This is a genomic window from Comamonas sp. DB36, assembly GCF_057914905.1.
Genome location: NZ_CP196632.1, coordinates 223,269 through 241,993, shown reverse-complemented (window position 1 = coordinate 241,993; position 18,725 = coordinate 223,269). Strand labels below are relative to the sequence as shown.

Annotated in this window: 16 protein-coding genes; 6 read left to right on the top strand and 10 right to left on the bottom strand. The window is 64.8% G+C overall.

The window, feature by feature from the left end:
- Positions 1–114: 114 nt before the first annotated feature.
- Positions 115–1,431, top strand: coding sequence for an MFS transporter (locus ACSVDO_RS22125; RefSeq protein WP_489597223.1), 1,317 nt, complete (start codon positions 115–117; stop codon positions 1,429–1,431).
- Positions 1,432–1,491: 60 nt separating this feature from the next.
- Here ACSVDO_RS22125 and ACSVDO_RS22120 read toward each other — a convergent pair whose 3' ends face one another.
- Together ACSVDO_RS22120 and ACSVDO_RS22115 are read right to left on the bottom strand one after the other, a co-directional pair.
- A complete protein-coding gene (locus ACSVDO_RS22120) occupies positions 1,492–1,944 on the bottom strand; it encodes a MarR family winged helix-turn-helix transcriptional regulator (RefSeq protein ID WP_489597383.1) in 453 nt (150 codons plus the stop codon).
- Positions 1,945–2,115: 171 nt separating this feature from the next.
- Positions 2,116–2,991 (bottom strand): LysR family transcriptional regulator, encoded by an 876-nt coding sequence (locus tag ACSVDO_RS22115; RefSeq protein ID WP_332539286.1) that lies wholly within the window; start codon positions 2,989–2,991, stop codon positions 2,116–2,118.
- 112 nt (positions 2,992–3,103) lie between these two features.
- Between ACSVDO_RS22115 and ACSVDO_RS22110 the strand changes: the two genes are divergently transcribed.
- The gene (locus tag ACSVDO_RS22110) at positions 3,104–4,174 is read left to right on the top strand and encodes an alkene reductase (RefSeq protein ID WP_332539284.1); all 1,071 of its coding nucleotides are present in this window, start codon (positions 3,104–3,106) and stop codon (positions 4,172–4,174) included.
- Here ACSVDO_RS22110 and ACSVDO_RS22105 read toward each other — a convergent pair.
- From ACSVDO_RS22105 to ACSVDO_RS22090, 4 genes are all read right to left on the bottom strand, one after another.
- On the bottom strand, positions 4,141–4,965 hold the full coding sequence (locus ACSVDO_RS22105; RefSeq protein ID WP_489597221.1) for an alpha/beta fold hydrolase: 825 nt from the start codon (positions 4,963–4,965) through the stop codon (positions 4,141–4,143). The two genes, ACSVDO_RS22110 and ACSVDO_RS22105, sit on opposite strands and share 34 nt — an antisense overlap.
- 103 nt (positions 4,966–5,068) lie before the next feature.
- Positions 5,069–5,368, bottom strand: a complete 300-nt coding sequence (locus ACSVDO_RS22100; RefSeq protein ID WP_489597220.1) for a hypothetical protein — start codon at positions 5,366–5,368, stop codon at positions 5,069–5,071.
- A 184-nt stretch (positions 5,369–5,552) separates the two neighbouring features.
- Complete coding sequence (locus tag ACSVDO_RS22095; RefSeq protein WP_489597218.1) at positions 5,553–7,256, bottom strand: methyl-accepting chemotaxis protein; 1,704 nt, start codon at positions 7,254–7,256, stop codon at positions 5,553–5,555.
- Between the two features lie 1,043 nt (positions 7,257–8,299).
- Positions 8,300–10,015 carry a ShlB/FhaC/HecB family hemolysin secretion/activation protein gene (locus tag ACSVDO_RS22090; RefSeq protein WP_489597217.1) on the bottom strand — a complete coding sequence of 572 codons (1,716 nt, stop codon included), beginning with the start codon at positions 10,013–10,015 and terminating at the stop codon, positions 8,300–8,302.
- Positions 10,016–10,234: 219 nt separating this feature from the next.
- Between ACSVDO_RS22090 and ACSVDO_RS22085 the strand changes: the two genes are divergently transcribed.
- From ACSVDO_RS22085 to ACSVDO_RS22075, 3 genes are all read left to right on the top strand, one after another.
- On the top strand, positions 10,235–10,720 hold the full coding sequence (locus ACSVDO_RS22085; protein WP_489597216.1) for an Lrp/AsnC family transcriptional regulator: 486 nt from the start codon (positions 10,235–10,237) through the stop codon (positions 10,718–10,720).
- Positions 10,721–10,840: 120 nt separating this feature from the next.
- Complete coding sequence (gene ocd, locus ACSVDO_RS22080) at positions 10,841–11,893, top strand: ornithine cyclodeaminase (protein WP_489597215.1); 1,053 nt, start codon at positions 10,841–10,843, stop codon at positions 11,891–11,893.
- An 11-nt stretch (positions 11,894–11,904) separates the two neighbouring features.
- The gene (locus ACSVDO_RS22075; protein WP_489597213.1) at positions 11,905–12,834 is read left to right on the top strand and encodes an arginase; all 930 of its coding nucleotides are present in this window, start codon (positions 11,905–11,907) and stop codon (positions 12,832–12,834) included.
- A 9-nt stretch (positions 12,835–12,843) separates the two neighbouring features.
- Here ACSVDO_RS22075 and ACSVDO_RS22070 read toward each other — a convergent pair whose 3' ends face one another.
- Entirely contained in the window at positions 12,844–13,278 is a 435-nt protein-coding gene (locus tag ACSVDO_RS22070) for a DUF4148 domain-containing protein (RefSeq protein ID WP_332538702.1), read from the bottom strand.
- Between the two features lie 152 nt (positions 13,279–13,430).
- Here ACSVDO_RS22070 and ACSVDO_RS22065 point away from each other — a divergent pair, with 152 nt between their 5' ends.
- Positions 13,431–14,369, top strand: coding sequence for a LysR family transcriptional regulator (locus ACSVDO_RS22065; RefSeq protein WP_332538701.1), 939 nt, complete (start codon positions 13,431–13,433; stop codon positions 14,367–14,369).
- Between the two features lie 8 nt (positions 14,370–14,377).
- Here ACSVDO_RS22065 and cadR read toward each other — a convergent pair whose 3' ends face one another.
- From cadR to ACSVDO_RS22050, 3 genes are all read right to left on the bottom strand, one after another.
- Complete coding sequence (gene cadR, locus ACSVDO_RS22060; RefSeq protein WP_332538699.1) at positions 14,378–14,797, bottom strand: Cd(II)/Pb(II)-responsive transcriptional regulator; 420 nt, start codon at positions 14,795–14,797, stop codon at positions 14,378–14,380.
- Between the two features lie 93 nt (positions 14,798–14,890).
- Positions 14,891–17,182 carry an FdhF/YdeP family oxidoreductase gene (locus ACSVDO_RS22055; RefSeq protein WP_489597211.1) on the bottom strand — a complete coding sequence of 764 codons (2,292 nt, stop codon included), beginning with the start codon at positions 17,180–17,182 and terminating at the stop codon, positions 14,891–14,893.
- A gap of 114 nt (positions 17,183–17,296) precedes the next feature.
- Positions 17,297–18,445 (bottom strand): FAD-dependent monooxygenase, encoded by a 1,149-nt coding sequence (locus tag ACSVDO_RS22050; protein WP_332547811.1) that lies wholly within the window; start codon positions 18,443–18,445, stop codon positions 17,297–17,299.
- Between the last annotated feature and the right edge of the window lie 280 nt (positions 18,446–18,725).

Genomic DNA, 18,725 nt, shown 5'->3' with positions numbered 1-18,725 from the left:
TCAATTCAGCTGCGGGATGGATATTCAAACAAAAGCCTCTGGAGCTTTGCAAGGCCAATTGCCTTGCAACCATAGGTTTAAAAACATCGCCAAGATTTACCAAGGGAACTTTACATGTCATCCACATTGATTTCCGTCGAAAAAGGGATACAGACCGCAGGGGTCGGCAAATTCCAATATCGTCTTTTCGTGATTTTCGGTCTGGTATGGCTCGCTGACGCGATGCAGGTGCTGTCTATAGGCTTCAGCGCCCCCTCGATCGCCAAATCCTTCGGCATCACCATGCCCCAGGCCTTGAGCACGGGAACGCTGTTCTTCATCGGCATGCTGATCGGCGCCTTCGTCTTCGGCCGCCTCGCCGACCGCATAGGCCGGCGTCCGGTGCTGATGATGGCCGTGGTGATCGATGCCTGCGCCGGCGTCGCCTCGGCCTTCGCGCCCGATCTGGCCTGGCTGCTGGTGCTGCGCTTCATCACCGGCATAGGCGTGGGCGGCACGCTGCCGGTCGACTACACGATGATGGCCGAGTTCCTGCCGAGCAACAAGCGCGGCCGTTGGCTGGTGCTGCTCGAGTCCTTCTGGGCCATAGGCACGATCTTCCTGGCCATCCTGTCGCTGATTGCCGTGTCCTGGGGTGACGACGCCTGGCGCCTGATCTTCTTCGTCACCGGCATCCCGGCGCTGATCGGTGTGGTGCTGCGCTTTTACATTCCCGAATCGCCGATGTTCCTCAACCGCAACGGCAAGTCGGACCAGGCGCGCGAAGTTCTGCAACGCGTGGCCAAGGTCAACGGCAGCCAGGTGGAAATTCCCGCGCTGCAACCCGAGAAACAGGAACGCAAGTCGGTGTTCGCGCTGTTCTCGCACGAGCTGCGCCGCCGCAGCTTCGGCCTGCTCGCGGCCTGGGCCCTGATCTCCATTGCCTACTACGGCGTGTTCGTCTACCTGCCTATACAGCTCGCGAGCTCGGGCTTCGGCTTCATGCGCGGTCAGGAATTCCTCGTGGTGCTGGCCCTGGTGCAGCTGCCGGGCTTCGCGCTGTCGGCCTATGGCGTCGAGCGCTGGGGACGCAAGCCCACGCTGATCGGCTTCCTGCTGCTGAGCGCCGTCGGCTGCCTGCTGTACAGCCTGGGCACCTCGACCGCCGTGGTCGTCGGCTCCACGCTGCTGATGAGCTTCTCGCTGCTGGGCACCTGGGGGGCGCTGTATGCGTTCACTCCCGAGGTCTACCCCACCAGCCTGCGCGCCAGCGGCATGGGCATGGCCGGCGCGGTCGCGCGTTTCGGCGGCCTGTTCGCTCCCGCGATCATCGCCCCCATCATGACCACGCACTTCACGCTGTCGCTGTTCGTGCTGTCGGCCATGCTGGTCGCGGGTGCGATCGCCATCTGGTCGGTCGACGTCGAATCGCGCAACCGCGTGCTGGATTGATACGCGCGCTGCGCGCAAGAAAAAGCCTGGGCGCGCGTTGCCCAGGCTTTTTTTTCCATGTCAGGCCGCAGCCAGCAGCATCTTGCGCAGCAGAAAGTCAATGGCCACGCGTTCCGCGGCATTGAGCGCGCCGTAGGTGCTGGCACTGATCTGCTGGGCGAACGGCGCCATGTCGCGCACCAGGCGGCGGCCTGCGGGCGTCAAATGGATCACCACCTTGCGCCGGTCGGTCCTGTGGTTTTCTATCGCTATCAATTCACGCTGGCGCAGCCGCTCGACCACACCGCGTATCGTCGCCTGGTCTATCACCGTGGCCTTGACAATATCGGCCAGTGAAACACCGTCCCGATCGCGCACCGCGCACAGCACGACAAATTGCGCGCTGGTTAGCTGTGAATCGGGAATATATTGCTGGAAATATGCACTATGCCGCTGATAGGCGCGCCGCAGCAAATGGCCAATCTGTTCCGACAGCAAATAATCCTGGGACTGCGAGACGGCGTTGGTTTTCATGGATTCAGACATCGATAGAAAATGTAGTATTTGCGTCTGAAGCCTGTCAATGCCATTTTCCGGCAGGCGGTGTTTCATCCCATTTGATCTGATGCAGATCAAGCGCGGACAGCGCACTGCAGGCGTCTGCGTGCCGCGCCTGGAGCATTTTCAAATGCCGCCGGCAGCGCATTATTCCCGGCCCAGGCGCTGCTGCAGGAACTCGATGAAGCGCTGGGTCTTGGCCGGCAGCAGCCGCGTTTCGGTCAAGGCATAGACCGGCGTGGCCCGGCCCTGCCAGTCGGCAAGAACCCGCCGTAGCCGTCCAGCGGCGAGATCGTCGGCGACGATTTCCGCCGGCAGCAGCACCACGCCCAGGTCCAGCGTCGCCAGGCGCTGGAACATGCCCACGCTGTTGACTTGAAAGCGCCCGCCCACCGCGACCTCGACTTCTTCGCCGGCGCGGTGCAGCAGCCATTTGCCGCTGGTTGAAAAGCCCAGGCATTCGTGGCGTGACAGATCGACCGGGTGCTGCGGCTCGCCCGCGCGCTGCAGATAGCGCGGTGACGCATAGGCCTGCACGCTCAGCCGCGCGAGCAAGCGTGCAATCAGGTTCGAGTCCTGCAGCTCGCCCATGCGGATGGCGACATCGAAAGGCTCGGACACCAGGTCCACGCGTCGCGGTGTAAGGTCGAAGTCAAAGCGTATTCCGGGGTAGAGCGCGGCGAATTCGGCGATCAAGGGCGCAAGGTAAAGCGTTGCGAAGTCGACTGGCAGCGAGGCGCGCAGCTTGCCGCTGGGCTGGGCCTGCATTTCACCCAGCTGCTCATGCGCCAGCCGCGCCTCCTCGACGATGCGCCGGCAGCGCGCGTGATACAGCTGGCCGGCCTCGGTCAATTCCACCTTGCGCGTGGTGCGGTGCAAAAGCCGCAGGCCTATGGCCTTTTCAAGCGCGCCTATGCGCCGCGACACGGTCGAACTCGGCAGCCCCAGGTTCTCGGCTGCGCGGCGAAAGCTCAGCGTCCGGCCGACCTCGACAAATAGGGCCATGTCATTCAGCAGTTCCATTGATTGCGCCATTTTTGGATCAATGAATACCACTTTAGCGCCTTTATCTCTTTGCGGGAGCAATCAAGAATACGTCCATCGCACTCCCATGTGCATTTCTCCAGGACTTTCCATGCACGCGCTTTTTTCTCCGGTACGCATAGGCCGACTCGAGGCGGCCAACCGCCTGGTCATGGCCCCCATGACGCGTTCGCGCGCCGACGCCCACGGGCTGCCCGGCGAGCTGACCGTCACCTATTACGCCCAGCGCGCCAGCGCCGGGCTGATCATCTCCGAAGGCGTATTTCCTTCGGTCATGGGCAAGGGCTATGTGCACACGCCGGGCATCGCCAACGACGCCCAGGCCGCGGCCTGGAAAAAGGTCAGCGCCGCCGTGCACGCCCGCGGCGGGCGCATCTTCCTGCAGCTGATGCATTGCGGCCGGATCTCCCACCCTGCACTGCTGGACGGCGCAACGCCGGTGGCGCCCTCGGCGATACGGCCTGCGGGCCAGGCCTGGACGCCGGCCGGCCAGCTCGATTTCGTCACCCCGCGCGCGCTGGCGCTGGCCGACATCGCGGCCGTGGTCGACGACTACCGCCAGGCCACGCGCCGCGCGCTGGACGCCGGTTTCGACGGCGTCGAACTGCATGCGGCTTCGGGCTACCTGCCCGAACAGTTTCTGTCATCGGGCAGCAACCGGCGCGAGGACGCCTATGGTGGCTCGGTCGAAAACCGTGCGCGCTTCATTCTCGAACTGCTCACGGCAATGGCCGAAGAAGCCGGCGCCGACCGCGTGGGCATCAAGATCTCGCCCGAGATGAATTACAACAGCATCAGCGACGACGACCCGCAGCAGACCTATTGCTATCTGGTGGATCAGCTGCGCGGCCGGGGCCTGGCCTACCTGCATGTCGCGCTGTTCGGCACGGCCGTCGACTACCACGCGTTGCTGCGCCCGCGCTTCGGTGGCACCTATCTGATGGGCAGCGGATTGACGCAGCAAAGCGCCGAGCGCGCACTGGCCGATGGCGCGGCCGACGCCGCGGTGTTTGGCAGCGCATTTCTCGCCAACCCCGATCTGCCCGAGCGCTTTCGCCTGGGCGCGGCGCTCAACACGCCGGACCGCGCCACGTTCTTCGCGCCGCCCACGGCCCAGGGCTATACCGACTACCCGGCGCTGGAGCGCGCGGAATCGGCCTGAAGCCGTGCCTGCGCCACGAAGTGCTGTACCCGCTCGAGCACCTGCGCCGTGCTTTCGCGGTGCGGCACATGGCCGCAGCCGGGCAGCAAAACCAGCTCGACCGGCGCAGCCGCCAAATCGGCGATGCGCTGGGGCTGGCGCGCCGAGCCGAACTCGTCATCGGCACCGTGGAACGCCAGCAGCGGACTGCGCAGCCGCGCCAGCGCCGCGTCCAGATTCCAGCCGCGAAACTCCGGCGAAAGCCAGGTGTTGACCCAGGCATCAAGCACCCACTGCGCCTTGCCGGGATGGTATTTCTCCAACCGCTGCATTTGCCCGGGCGCGGCAAACGAATCGCGCGCCGCTCGAATGCCGTCCAGCGTCAGCGGCTCGACGAACGACTGCGCCGATTCGGTGATCACCGCCTGGCAGCGCATGCCGTAGGCCGCGGCAATCGATACCGCCATGCCGCCGCCCACGCTGTGGCCGAACACCATGAAGCGGTCGATAGCCAAGGCATCGAGCAGCGCGCCAAAACTGTGCTGCGCTTCGGTGGCAACGAAATCCACGCCGAGCACGCCGGGATGGGCGTCCGACAGGCCAAACCCCAGCCGGTCATAGCTGATCACGGGATGGCCGGTCAGGCGCGCCAGCGCGTCGGGAAAATCGCGCCACAACGCCGTGCATCCCAGCGAATCGTGCAGCAGCACGATGGGACTGCGGGTTTCACCGCCCGCGGCGCCGGCCCAGCACCTGACATGCAGATGACCCCGGGCGGTGGCGATGCGGGTCTGCTGCGCTGGCGTGCTCATGCGTTCCAGGCCCTGCAGGCACCACTTTTCCAAAACGCTACACACTCATTCATGAGCCCCCTCCCTTTGCCAGACAATACGCGCTCCATGCCAAGCGCTGCCCTCAGTGCAGCGCTTGCTCGCAATAGGCCGGGCCCATGCCCCAGGCAGCCTGACGCACGGCATTGCTGGCCGTGGGCAATCGGGCATAGCCGTTCTTTTCTCCCTGGGCGTGTCTGTCCACCAGGCACAGCACGTCATTCGATGTGCCCGGAAAGCTGGGCAGGGCCCAATGCTGCCTGGAGCGGACACTGATTCTTCTGGCATTGGGAAAGCGCTTCAAGGCATCGGCGACGGCTTCACATGTGCTGGGGGAGAAGGCGGTATAGCAAAAGCCACCCACATTGATGACGCAGAACCTCATGGCACTCCTTGTTGATTTGGCATTGCTCTCCCCTTCAGTATCGGCAGGTATGTGTCAAAATGAAACAAAAAAAACAATGATCTAACAAATCACCCATTTCAAGACGTCAAAAAGCCCGCTTAACGCGGGCTTTCTCGGGGTTTGGACGCCAGGGGAATCGCGTCCCGCGCAGGCCATCTGTGGATCAGAAGCTTTCCCACTCGCCCTGGCTGTTGCCGGCCGGCGCAGCCGGCGTCTTGGCGGGGGCCGGCGCTTCGATGCGCACGCGCGGCGTGGCCAGGGGCCTGGCCGCAGGCACGCGCGCTGGCGCGGCGTCCTTCAGCCGGGAGACGCTGGCTGGGGCGCTGCTGCCACCGAGCGTGAACACCGACACCGCCTTGACGAGCTCGTCGGCCTGGTGATTGAGCGCGCCAGCGGCGGCGGCCATCTCCTCGACCAGGGACGCATTCTGCTGCGTGGCCTGGTCCATCTGCGTGACGGCTTCGCCGATCTGGCCCACGCCCGCGCTTTGCTCGCTGCTCGCGGCGCTGATCTCGCCCATGATGTCGGTCACATTGCGAATCGCCTGCACTACCTGGGTCATGGTCGTTCCGGCCCTGTCCACGAGAGCACTACCCTGCCCCACGCTCTCGACGCTTGAAGTAATCAGTGCCTTGATTTCCTTGGCGGCGTCCGCGCTGCGCTGCGCCAGGCTGCGCACTTCGCTGGCGACCACGGCAAAGCCCCGGCCCTGCTCGCCCGCGCGCGCGGCCTCGACGGCAGCGTTGAGCGCCAGGATGTTGGTTTGGAAGGCAATGCCGTCGATCACGGAAATGATGTCGGCAATCTTGGCGCTGCTGGCGTTGATGCTTTTCATGGTCTCTACGACTTCGGCCACGACCTCGCCACCCTGCGACGCCACCGTCGACGCATTCACCGCGAGCTCATTCGCAGCACGCACATTCTCGGCGTTCTGGCGCACCGTCGAGCCCAGCTGCTCCATGGAGGCAGCGGTCTGCTCCAGCGCCGACGCCTGCTCCTCGGTGCGCGCCGACAAATCGTTGTTGCCCGAAGCGATCTGCGCGCTGCCCGATGCCACGCCTTCGGCGTTCTGTCGCACCAGGCTCACGGTGTTGACCAGACTTTGCTGCATTTTCTGCATGGAGCGCAGCAGCTGACCGGTTTCGTCATTGGAATCGACCACGATCTGCGAGCTGAGATCGCCGCTGGCGATGCGATCCGAGACTTCAACCGCGCGCCGCAGGGGACGAACGATGGAGCCAATGATGCTGATCGCCATCAGGATGGCCACCAGCACCGCGATGCTGGAGGCAATCAGGATATCGCGTTCGAGCGCCGCGGCGCTGGCTTCGGCGCGTGCGCCTGCCTCATTCACGCGGCGCTCCTGCAAAGCCATCTGCGCCATGATGTCGGCCTGATAAGCGCGCTGGGCCGGGCGGAAATTCTCCTCGAGAAACATGAGGGCTTCCTCCATCCGTCCCTGCTGCACCAGCGCCATGTACTCGTTGCCCGACTTCAGAAAGGCAGCACGCGTGATCTGCATCTTGTCCAGGAGAGCCTTGCCGTCGCTCGAATTGATCATGCTCTCCAGGATCTTGAACTGCACGACCACGTCGGCGCGCGCGGCAGCAATCCGCTCCAGAGAGGATTTCTTGATCGCGCTCGACGAGAAAATCGCCAGGTTGCGCACCAGGATTGCCTGCTCATTGACCTGATCGATCACCGTATTCAAGGCCTTGTTCAGCGGCATGCGCCGCTGCACCACATCCGTCAGTTCTGCGCGCTGACTGGCGGAACGCCACAGTCCAATCCCCGCCAAGGCGACCAGCAGCAATACCAGAACACTGAATGCCACGATCAGCCGTGACGAAATTTTTAATTGGTTCATTATTTTGTCTCTTTAAGAAGATGGGTGCGCCAAATGCGCCGTCCCCGGAGCCGGGCGAAGCGAGTTCAGTGCGGTGGTGAATCCCGTCGGTGGGAGGTGGATTTAAGCCAGCGTGCCGTGGCACGCTGGCCCAGGGCCGGAAGCGGGGCTGGCCAATGGCCGGGGGCAGCAGGAGCGAACGAACCGGGCAAACACTGCGGCCGGTTCCCATGCCAAGCCGCGTTCTAACGCCTTGAAGTTGCACCAGGCGCAAGACCGGGCAAATGCTTTGCAGCGCAGCACGCTATTGTCTGGAGCGCTGATTTATTGCAGCGAAAGCGCGCGAGCTTCCACCAGGGATAGGTCGACCGCGATGCGTCCTGGGGCTGCTCGCGCCTTGCGGGCGAGTGCGCCGTTTCATGGGACTTCTTGCTCAAGTGCGAACACGTTCGACGCCAGACAAATGCCACGGGAATAAGAATTTTCAGTGGATATCAAAGCGGCTCTGCACTCGTCAATCCGGATGACAAAAAATGGGGGGCCGGCGCTGGTGAGCCAATGAAAGACAAGCCATGCCCCCGCATCCCAAATCGGGTTCTTCTTAAAATTTATAACGATAATTACAATTGTAACTCTTTGTACAAATACGGGTAACTTTGCATGGACATTTTGATGATGTTCTGCGATGGCAAATGTATGCATGCGCCTTGCCGCACATGGCGCATCGGTTTCGCGCGCGCTTCATCACCTGCTGCAGACCACCAGGCGCTTGCCCGCGCAGCAGGCACGCCAGCACAAAAGAGGCGGCCAAGCCGGGGCGCAGACAGCCTGTGAACACCTTTTTACGGCAATGCGGTCGCGGATCTCGGCCTGGTGGCCGCGGCTTGCCAGCCATATTTCCCCGACCCGCAAGTTCCAGCCGCCTTTGGCCATCTTCGCTGCCACTGGTGAGCACTCGGGTAAGCCCGCATGGAGTCAGTCCAGGCGTTTCTAAATATATCTCCACTATTTCTTAGCGCCTAGGCTCTGATCAAATCTAAAAGGTGTTTATTCATCGTGGGCGCTCAGAAGCTGTAATTCAGGTTGAAGGCCAGATTGGTGTCCGAAGTGCGAAAGTGCTCGGGCTTTCTGAGCGGCCTGGCCAGCAGCACTTCGTAGGCAATGCCTTTTCCGGCGCCACGCAGGCCGATGGCCGCGCCCGTCAGCGAGTGGCCTACCAGGTACGCAGCCGAGGGGCCGCTGACCCGGCCGGTGTCCAGCGCAAGAAAGGCTTCGGCCGCGGGATTGAGCGCCATCGCGATTTCATTGCGCCAGTAGCGCCCGCGCTCGGCCAGCAGCGTGCTTTCGCCGTCGAAGCCGCGCACGGTGTAGCGCCCGCCGATGCCGATGCGGTCCTGCGGCGTCAGCGCCGTCGCGTTCCACTGGCCATGCCAGGCCGTGGAATAGCGCAGGCGGGCGCCGCCCAGCGCAAACGGCCGGCTCAGCCCCAGGTCCAGCAGGTAGATCTTCATACGCGAAGTGCCTTCGTCCCAGAGCTCTTCGGGCGCCCGCAGCGCGCCAAACGCACCCGTGCCGCGCTTGAACGCCAGCTTGCCCTCGAACAGCGCCGCGCCCAGGTGACTGCGCTGCGCAACATTCAACTCGTAGCCCCCGGTGCGCCGGCGCTGGACATCGATTTCGGTGTCGTCGATGAAATTGGACGATGCCCGGTGGAAGGCGCGCACGCCGGCCGTGGTGCGTGACCAGGCATTGCGGTGGACGACTCGGCTGAGGCTGGCATCGAGCTGGCTGGATTCACCGCTGTAAACGTATTCTTCATACGCGCCGGCCACGGACTGGTGGTAGCGATTGGACGAAGCCGTCAGGCCCAGCAGCCAGTAGTCCAGCGGCACGGAGTAATGCACCGAGACGTTTTCCGAGCCGCGGCGGTCCCGGTTGCGCAGGCCGCGGCCCAGGCTCAGGTAGACCAGGTCGTTGCGCAGCAGCGGGTTGTCCCAGGACAGCGTGGCCCCGGCCTGCAGCTTGCCGGTCGATTTCGTGCCGCCATCGTCCAGGGACAGATTCAGCCGAAACGGATTCGTCTGGCGGTAGCTGATCAGCAGATCGCTTTGCCCCGGCGCCACGTCCTGGCCTTCGGCGGGCACGATCTGGATGTCGGCATCGGCCGTGGGCACGCGCTTGAGGTTCTCCAGGCCCTGTTCGATATCGCGCAACTGCAGCATCTGTCCGCGCCGGGGCGGCAGGGCGTCCAGTATGGAAGCGTCGCCAGCGCTGTCGGGATGGAAGCGCACATCGCGCAGCACACCCGGAATGAACGCAATCTCCAGCACGCCGTTTTGCAGGTTCTGCGGTACGACCAGCACGCGCGAGGTGATGAGACCGCGCGCCACAAGCGCGTGCTGCATGCGCGCCAGAATGACTTCCACGCCTTTGGCGCCGATGCAGGGCCTGCGCCGCAAGTCCAGGCCCGCGGCCTCCCGCAGCCAGCGCACATCGCCGGACTGCGCGCCGGTGATACGGATTTCATGCAGGGCAAAGCACGGCGCCTCGCCATCGGGTATTTCCAGTGCCTGCGCCTTGGACTGCTCCTGGAGCACATCGCCATCGGGGACGATGCGCTGGCGCAAGGCTCTGTCACGCTCCTGCTGGCGTTGCTGCTGGAGCTGATCGAGGCGGGCATCGGGCGCTACAGAGGGCGATGCGGGTGGCAACTGCGCCACAGCGCCGCTGCTGCACAGCAAGGCGTACAGGAAAATGCAAGGGCTGGGGCGTTTGCGCATCGGAGCTTGGTTGCGGGGTGGATAGTGGTGGTTTCTCGGGTCCGTCAACGAAAGCTTAAATGATTGATAGTTTTTACATTGTAAGAAATTATCCACGATAGCTTTTTTCTTTATTCGGTGAATCAGGCAACATCTGCCTGCGGCTTGCGACGCCTGACAGCAAGGCACTTCGGGCTGCTAAGCTGGGCACCGGGCCCACCGCCCGCACGGAGGTTGAAAATGCAGCCTGACGCGATTGACTACAGAATCCTGGAGCACCTGCAAAAGCACGGTCGCAGCAGCGCCAAGGCCGTTTCGGAAGTCGTGAACCTGTCTCCCCGGGCCGCGCTGGCACGCATACGCGCGCTCGAGGCGCATGGCCATCTGCGCGGCTACCACGCCGAACTCGACCGCGCGGTGCTGGGCGCGCATGTCGCGGTGTTCGCCGAAGTGGCGCTCAAGGACCAGCGCCAGGCGACCGTGCGCCTGTTCGAGCGGCATGTGGCCGCCTGTCCCGAAGTCATCGCCTGCCACTTGGTCAGCGGGCGCTTTGACTACCTGGTGCGCTTTTGCTGCCGGGACCTCGCGCATTACCAGGCGTTGACCGATGCCTGGCTGGACCAGCCCGCTTTGGGCATAGAAAAAATCGTGACCAGCACCGAGCTGAAGACGGTCAAGGAATTCGCCGGTTTTCCTCTTTTCACCATTGCGGACCGAATGGGCTGAGCGCTGCTGTGCCTTCAGCCGTTTCGGCGGCGGGAACGGCGGATTTACGCGTTTGCGGTGCGGCCGCAAGGCTAGAGTAGTTCCATGGCCGGCGCGCGCAGCGCTGGCGAGGAGCACGATATGACCCGCTACCTGGGAGTGGCAGACCTTCAGCGCATGGTGGCCGAGATCGGCACGCCCACCATGCTCGCGGACATCACCCATTTCATACGCGACGACTTTCTGCGCTGGCAGAGCTTCCAGAAGTCGGCGCGCACCGCCAACCACTCGCCGGGCGGCGTGATCGAACTCATGCCGGCGTCGGACGAGACGTTCTTCGCGTTCAAATACGTCAACGGCCACCCGCGCAATCCGCTGCAGCAGTTGCCGACCGTGATGGCGTTTGGCGTGCTCGCGGAAGTGGCGACCGGCTACCCGCTGCTGCTCAGCGAGCTGACCATCACCACAGCGCTGCGCACCGCCGCGACTTCGGTGCTGGCCGCGCGGCATCTGGCGCGCGCCGACAGCCGCTGCATGGCGCTGATCGGCAACGGCGCGCAAAGCGAATTCCAGGCGATCGCCTTCATGGATGCGCTGGGAATCCGCGAAATCCGCGCCTACGACGTGGACCGCTCAGCCACCGACAAGCTGCTGGCCAATCTCGCGCCCTATATCCGCTCCGGCCGGCTGCAGGTCATCGCGACCGAATCGGTGCGCGAGGCGCTGGCTGGCGCCGACATCGTGACCACGCTCACGGCCGACAAATCCCGCGCCACCATCCTGACGCCAGACATGATCGTGGCCGGCATGCACCTCAACGCCGTGGGCGGCGATTGCCCCGGCAAGACCGAACTCGACGCGCGCATTCTGCAACAGGCCACGGTGGTGGTGGAGTTCGAGCCGCAGACGCGCATCGAAGGCGAACTGCAGCAGCTGCCCGCGGACTTTCCAGTGGTCGAACTGTGGCAGATACTCCAGGGCCTGGAAAACGGCAGGATCTGCGCCGACGAGATCACGGTCTTCGACTCCGTGGGCTTCGCGCTCGAGGACCTGTCGGCACTGCGCTATCTGCACCAGCGCGCAAGCGCCATGGACATAGGCCGGCAGCTTGAAATCGTTCCGCGGCTGCTGGACCCCAAGGACCTGTACGGCTATGCCCTGGGCAAGGCTGCGTCGCCGGCAATCGCCCATTGAGGAGCAGCAACATGACCACTTCGACTCCAAGGCTGCAGATCATAGGTGCGGAAATCGGCGAAGGCGCGGTCGACGGCGGCTGCAAATACGGCGCGCGCGCGCTGCTGGACCACGGATTGGCGCTGGCCCTGGCCGACGCCGGCTGCGCGTTGCAGGCGCTGTCCATGGTCACGGCCGAGCCGTTTCTCGCGCGCGACCGCATGGACACCGTGGCCCGCTTCAACCGCGTGCTGGGCGATACGGTGGCGCGCCAGATGCGCAGCGGCACGCAGTTGCTGGTGCTCGGCGGCGACCACTCGTGCGCGATAGGCACCTGGAGCGGCGTCGCGCAGACGCTGTCGCCGCAGGGCCGGCTGGGCCTGATCTGGGTCGATGCGCATCTCGACGCGCATACGCCCGAATCTTCGGAGTCGCACGCGCCGCATGGCATGCCGCTGGCGGCCCTGCTGGGCCATGGCAGCGCGGCGTTCACCGATCTGTTTGGCTGGTCGGGAAAAGTGGCGGCCGACAAGCTGGTGATCATAGGGGCGCGCAGCTACGAAAGCGCCGAGCGCCGGCTGCTCGATGCGCTGGGAGTGCGCGTGATGTATATGGAAGAAGTGGTGCACAGCGGCTTTGAAGCCTGCTTCGCGCAAGCCCAGGCCATTGTGTCGGACGGCTGCGCGGGCTGGGGCCTGAGCTTCGATCTCGACGGCCTCGATCCCGGCGATGCGCCCGCCACCGGCACGCCGGTACGCCACGGCATAGGTCTGGACGAGGCGACAGCGGCATTGCGCCGCTGCCGTGACGACCCGGGCTTCGTGGGCCTGGAAATCGCCGAGTACAACCCGCTCAAGGACTACGGCGCAAAGACCGCAAGCGCCATCGAGGCGCTTGCGGTCGCAGGGCTGGGGCGCGATGCGCGGGCGATTGGCAAGCCTGCCGTCGCCCGCGTGTCCTGAGGGCGGAACTCAGACGCTGCCGTGCACGGGCAGCGCACCGCGGCGAATGGCTTGGGTCAGTTCGGCCTGCACTTCTTCACGGCTCTTGCCCTGGGCCGCGACGGGCGCGGGGTAGTTGCCCGGAGCCAGCTGGTTCATCTTCAGGCCGGTCACGCCATCGACGGGAACGTCGCCGGTGCGGATCGCCTCGGCGAGTTCGGCCTGGACTTGCGCGCGGGTCTTGCCCTGCACCGCGGCCTTGGCGGCGTAGCGGCCGGGGAAGATTTCATTGGCCTTGAGCCCGGACTCGTTGTCGATGACGATGTCGCCGGTGCGCACGGCCTGGGCCAGCTCGGCCTGGACCTGATCGCGGGTCAGCGCGGTCGAGGCATCGGCGGCCAGGGCCTGACCGGCGGTGAAGGCGGCAACGGTGACGGCGAGGATGGAGAGGTAAGTGCTTTTCATGATGTGCTTTCTGCGATTCGTTGATTGGAGGACTGTTGTCCGGTCCATGGGATGAACTTTAAAATTTCCCGCATCAAAGATAAACAGCACAAAAAGAATACGTGTGTTTCTAAAAATGAAATAATCGAGCTTTGCTACTCCAAGGCCTGGACATGGACCGTCTGCTTTCTATGCGGGTGTTTGAACGCGTGGTCAATGAAGGCGGCTTCGCCGCGGCGGCACGCGCGCTCGACATGTCCGCGCCCGTGGTCACGCGCCTGGTGGCCGATCTCGAAGACCATCTGGGAACACGGCTGCTGCAGCGCTCCACGCGCCGCCTGTCGCTGACCGAGGCCGGCCAGAACTATCTGAGCCGGGTGCGCAATATCCTGCAGGACATAGACGAGGCCGACGCCGTGACGCGCTCGCAGAGCACCGAGCTCGAAGGCCTGCTGCGCGTGCACTCGCCCCCCGTGCTGGCCAGCTATGTGCTCGGGCCCTTGCTCGCCAACTTCCGCCAGCGCTACCCCAAGATCCAGTTCGATGTCGAAGTCGAATCGACCAGCGAGCCGCCGTTCGAGGAGTTCGACATCACGCTGATGGGCACGGATGAAGGCTTCAACGGCGAAATCATCGCCCGCAAGGTGATCGAGTCCGAAGCGATTCTGGTCGCCTCACCGACCTACCTGCAGCGCCGCGGCACGCCGCGCCAGCCCGAGGAGCTCGCGCAGCACGACTGCCTGCGCCTGAAGCTGTCGAACGGCAGACCGCGCGCCTGGCGCATGTGGTGCGTGGCCGACCCGGACAACCTGCGCGAGATCTCCGTGACGCCCGTGATTGCCGCCAACCACACCGACACGCTGCTGCGCGCCGCGCTCGATGGCGCGGGCATCACTTCGGTGACGCTGGACACCGTCGCGCCTTACCTCACGCGCGGCGATCTGGTGCGCGTGCTCGCCCCCTGGATCACGGGACGGCTGGTGATGTATGCCGTTCTGCCCAGCCGCAAGTTCATTCCGCAGCGCACGCGCGTGTTTCTCGACTACCTGGTCGAGCAGGCGCGCAGCCAGGCCAGCACGGCCTTGCAGGCCTGCGCGGCACGCCATGCCTGAAGCGCGCGTCAATGGCAGGCGCAGGCCTCGCCATGCGCCGCACCGACCAGCTCCTTGAGAATGCCGCAGCCCTGGTGCGCATGGTCGCCATTGCAGGCGCGGCGCAGCTGCAGCAGTTGCTGCTCCAGCGCCTGCATGCTTTGCAGCCGGGCGCGCACACGGCTGAGCTGGGCATCGACCAGCTGGTCCACATCCACGCAGGCGTCCCGGGGCGCGTCCATCGCCGTGAGCAGGCGCCGCACATCGGGCAGCGGAATGTCAAGCGCGCGGCAATGGCGTATGAACGCCAGCCGCTCCAGATGCAGCGGCGCGTAATCGCGGTAGCCGTTGTCCAGCCGCGCGGGCTCGGGCCACAGGCCCTGCTTCTCGTAGAAGCGTATGGTCTCCACGTCAACGCCGGTGGCGCGCGCCAGTTCCTTGATTTGCATGGAAGTCTCCGAATCGCTGCAGGGATGGCGAGGCATTTCGCCAGGCCAGCTCACACTGTAGCAACTACGGGCTTCTCCCTGCAGCCCGCGGTCTCAGCTGCGCGCCGCGGCATGCGCCATGAGCACCACGGGCACCGACTTGGAGGTCGGCGTGCCCGCGCCGATGGCGGTGGAGGTGAGCGGCACCAGCGGATTGGTCTCGGGATAGTAGGCGCCGATATTGCCGCGCGGAATATCGTAGGCCACCAGGCGAAAGCCGTCGGCACGCCGCAGCTGCTCGTCGTCCCAGACCGTGAACATGTCGACCCAGTCGCCGTCCTGCATGCCCAGCGCGCGGATGTCGTCGGCGTGGATGAACACCACGCGGCGCTGGCCGAACACGCCGCGGTAGCGGTCGTCCATGCCGTAGACGGTGGTGTTGTACTGGTCGTGCGAGCGCATGGTCATCAGCGAGAACACGCGCTGATCGGGCCGGCGCGCGCTCGCGCGGTGCACCGGCGTGTCGCAGGGCACGGCATGGGCGAAGAACGTCGCCTTGCCGGCCGGCGTGTTCCACACGCGCTCGCTGGCCGTGTTGCGCAGCCGAAAGCCGCCGGGCGTGGCGACGCGGGCGTTGAAATCCTGGAAATCGTCAAACACCTGGGCAATCAGATCGCGCACGCGCGCATAGTCCTCGACCAGCCACAGCCAGGGAATGCGGCTTTGCGTGAGCGTGGCCGCGGCCAGGCGCGCGACGATTGCGGGTTCGGACAGCAGCAGCTCGGACGCGGGCGCGTTGATGCCCGCCGACAGGTGCACCATGCTCATGGAGTCTTCGACCGACACGCTTTGCACGCCGCCGGCCTGCAGGTCGACTTCGGTGCGCCCCAGGCAGGGCAGTATCAGCGCCTCGCGTCCGTGCACCAGATGGCTGCGGTTGAGCTTGGTCGTCACATGCACCGTGAGATCGCACTGGCGCAGCGCGCGCCAGGTGGCATCGGTGTCGGGCGCGGCCGCGGCGAAGTTGCCGCCCAGCGCGAAGAACACGCGGCCGCCGCCGTCGAGCATCAGCCTTATCGCTTCCACGGTGTCGACGCCATCGGCACGCGGTGGTTCGAAGCCGAACACCTGCTGCAGCCGGTCGAGCAGCGCGGCCGGCGGCTTTTCCCAGATGCCCATGCTGCGGTCGCCCTGCACGTTGCTGTGGCCGCGCACCGGGCAGGCGCCCGCGCCTTCGCGTCCCAGGTTGCCGCGCAGCAGCAGCAGGTTGACCAGCATCTGAATGGTGGCCACCGAATGCGTGTGCTGGGTGATGCCCATGCCCCAGCAGACGATGGCGCTTTTCGCGCCGATGTAGACCTCGCCCGCGGCGCGCAGCTGCGCTTCGCTCAGGCCCGACTCGCGCGCCAGCACCTGCCAGCTTTCGGCCTGCAGGTCGGCGGCCAGGGCCTCGAAGCCCGTGGTGTGCTCGGCAATGAAGGCCAGGTCGAGAACGCCGCCGCGCGCGGCTTCCTGCTCGAGCACATGCTTCATCATGCCCTTGACCGCGGCCAGATCGCCGCCCAGCCGCACCTGGAAGTAATGCGTGCTGATGGGCGTGGCGCTCATGGTCGCCATCTCGAGCTTGCTTTGCGGGTCCTGGAAACGCTCCAGGCCGCGCTCGTGCAGCGGGTTGAAGCTGACGATGCGCGCGCCGCGCTTGTGCGCCGCGCGCAGCTCGCCGAGCATGCGCGGGTGGTTGGTGCCGGGATTCTGGCCGAAGATGAAGATCGCGTCTGCATGCTCGAAGTCTTCGAGCGTGACCGTGCCCTTGCCCACGCCGATCTGCGCGCGCATGCCGTTGCCGCTGGCCTCGTGGCACATGTTCGAGCAGTCGGGAAAATTGTTGGTGCCGTACTCGCGCACGAACAGCTGGTAGAGGAAGGCCGCTTCGTTGCTGGCGCGACCCGAGGTGTAGAAGATCGCCTGGTTGGGGTCGGGCAGCGCCTGCAACTGCGCGGCAATCAAGGCAAACGCCGCGTCCCAATCAATGGGCAGGTAGCGGTCGGTCTGCGCGTCATAGCGCATGGGGTGGGTCAGCCGCCCCTGGTCTTCCAGCCAGAAGTCGCTTTGCGCCATCATCTCGCTCACCGTGTGGCGCGCGAAGAAGTCGGGGCCGGCGCGCCGCGCCGTGGCTTCGGCGGCCACGGCCTTGGCGCCGTTCTCGCAGAATTCAAAGCTCGAAGCATGGTTGCGGTCGGGCCAGGCGCAGCCCGGGCAGTCGAAGCCGTCGGGCTGGTTGGCCGACAGCAGCGTGCGCGCGCCCTTGAGCGCGATGTCGTTGCGCAGCAGCGTGTTCTTCACGCTGCGCAGCGCACCCCAGCCGCCGGCCGGGCCAGGGTAGAACTCAATTTTTTGCTTGTCCATCGTGTCGCTGGTCTGGATTGAAGGGCGGAGCGCGCCGACACCGGCGCAATGCTGCAAATTATGCGGCCGGGCGCCAGCGCTGTCACAGGACCGCGCCGGCCGGCCAGGCGGCTTTCACGCGCTGGTCTTGCGCGGCTCGGCCAGCGGCACCTGGAACGCATCGTAGCCAAAGCACCAGTCGGGGTTCTCGTTGCCGCGCAGCCAGGTGTTGTTGTGCGAGACCCGCTGCACCTTGCTCGCGCGCTCGGCGCGGTTGGCTTCATAGAGCGCGAACGCGGTCTGCAGATCGCCGGTGCCGACTTCAAGCAGGCAGCGCGTGAGCATGGCTGCGTCCTCTATGGCCATGGCCGCGCCCTGGGCCATGTGCGGCTTCATCGGGTGGCAGGCATCGCCCAGCAGCACCAGCCGGCCGCGGCTCCACAGCGGCAGCGGGTCGCGCTCGAGCAGCGGCCACTTGGTGACTTCCACCGTGCCCTCGATCAGCGACTGCACGCCCGGGTGCCAGCCGTCGAAAGCGGCGCGCATCTCGTCGCGGCTGCTGGGCAGCCAGCTCTTGCCCATGTCCCAGGTGGGCTCGGGCACGCCGGTCACGTAGTAGATCTCGTCGAGCTTGCCGGTGTCGAAGTAGACCATCATGTGGCGGTCGTCGGTCCACCACTTGCAGCAGCGGTCGTGCGTGAAGCCCTTGACGCGCTCTATGGGAAACACCGCGCGGTGGGCGATATAGCCCGTGTACTTGGGCGGCTCGGCGCCCAGCAGCGTTTCGCGGATGCGCGAGTTGATGCCGTCGGCGCCGATGACGATATCGGCCTGGGCGCTCGTGCCGTCGGCGAACTTCAGCTCCACGACATCGCCCCGGTCGTCGATGGACGTGAGCCGCTTGTTGAATTCCAGCACGCCGCCCGTGACCGCATTCGTCAGCAGTTCGTGGAAATCGCCGCGGTGCACCGTGAGATAGCTCGCGCCGTAATGCCTGAGTGCATAGTCGCCCAGCGGGATCTGGGCGATGACTTCGCTGGTCAGGCCGTCGCGGCTGTACCAGTAGTCGGGGTGGCAGCCCATGGCGTTGAGCGCGTCCTCTATGCCTATCTTGCGCATGATCTTCATCACGTTGGGCCCGACATGGATGCCCGCGCCCAGGCGCGAGAAGCCCGGCGCCTGCTCGTAGAGCTTCACATTGAAACCTGCGCGCTGCAGCAAGGCCGCGGCGGCCGTGCCGCCCAGACCAGCGCCAACGACGGCAATACGGGTGGTGTCCTTCATCTTCATGCTCCTGTGACGGCAAGATTGCCGGGGTTCAACCTGGAAATGAAGTGTAGACACTCGATTCAAGAAAGTACAGCGCGAAAATGCAAAACCCGCCTAAAGGGCAAAAAGATGCAAATCTTTTACGGTAAAACACTGACAACATGCCGATCGCGCTGACCGAAACAGGCATTCCCCCAGCCGATAGACTGGTCTTAGAGCTCAATTTATCAAGCGCATACACTCAATAAAGCCATCGACAAAGGAAAACCGCTGCCAGCGCAACGCGCGCGCCAAG

Excerpts from the sequence above, each read along its gene's own strand:
- ACSVDO_RS22125 (WP_489597223.1), top strand. The coding sequence starts at position 115 with ATGTCATCCACATTGATTTCCGTCGAAAAAGGGATACAGACCGCAGGG.
- ACSVDO_RS22120 (WP_489597383.1), bottom strand. The coding sequence starts at position 1,944 with ATGAAAACCAACGCCGTCTCGCAGTCCCAGGATTATTTGCTGTCGGAA.
- ACSVDO_RS22115 (WP_332539286.1), bottom strand. The coding sequence starts at position 2,991 with ATGGAACTGCTGAATGACATGGCCCTATTTGTCGAGGTCGGCCGGACG.
- ACSVDO_RS22110 (WP_332539284.1), top strand. The coding sequence starts at position 3,104 with ATGCACGCGCTTTTTTCTCCGGTACGCATAGGCCGACTCGAGGCGGCC.
- ACSVDO_RS22105 (WP_489597221.1), bottom strand. The coding sequence starts at position 4,965 with ATGAGCACGCCAGCGCAGCAGACCCGCATCGCCACCGCCCGGGGTCAT.
- ACSVDO_RS22100 (WP_489597220.1), bottom strand. The coding sequence starts at position 5,368 with ATGAGGTTCTGCGTCATCAATGTGGGTGGCTTTTGCTATACCGCCTTC.
- ACSVDO_RS22095 (WP_489597218.1), bottom strand. The coding sequence starts at position 7,256 with ATGAACCAATTAAAAATTTCGTCACGGCTGATCGTGGCATTCAGTGTT.
- ACSVDO_RS22090 (WP_489597217.1), bottom strand. The coding sequence starts at position 10,015 with ATGCGCAAACGCCCCAGCCCTTGCATTTTCCTGTACGCCTTGCTGTGC.
- ACSVDO_RS22085 (WP_489597216.1), top strand. The coding sequence starts at position 10,235 with ATGCAGCCTGACGCGATTGACTACAGAATCCTGGAGCACCTGCAAAAG.
- ocd (WP_489597215.1), top strand. The coding sequence starts at position 10,841 with ATGACCCGCTACCTGGGAGTGGCAGACCTTCAGCGCATGGTGGCCGAG.
- ACSVDO_RS22075 (WP_489597213.1), top strand. The coding sequence starts at position 11,905 with ATGACCACTTCGACTCCAAGGCTGCAGATCATAGGTGCGGAAATCGGC.
- ACSVDO_RS22070 (WP_332538702.1), bottom strand. The coding sequence starts at position 13,278 with ATGAAAAGCACTTACCTCTCCATCCTCGCCGTCACCGTTGCCGCCTTC.
- ACSVDO_RS22065 (WP_332538701.1), top strand. The coding sequence starts at position 13,431 with ATGGACCGTCTGCTTTCTATGCGGGTGTTTGAACGCGTGGTCAATGAA.
- cadR (WP_332538699.1), bottom strand. The coding sequence starts at position 14,797 with ATGCAAATCAAGGAACTGGCGCGCGCCACCGGCGTTGACGTGGAGACC.
- ACSVDO_RS22055 (WP_489597211.1), bottom strand. The coding sequence starts at position 17,182 with ATGGACAAGCAAAAAATTGAGTTCTACCCTGGCCCGGCCGGCGGCTGG.
- ACSVDO_RS22050 (WP_332547811.1), bottom strand. The coding sequence starts at position 18,445 with ATGAAGGACACCACCCGTATTGCCGTCGTTGGCGCTGGTCTGGGCGGC.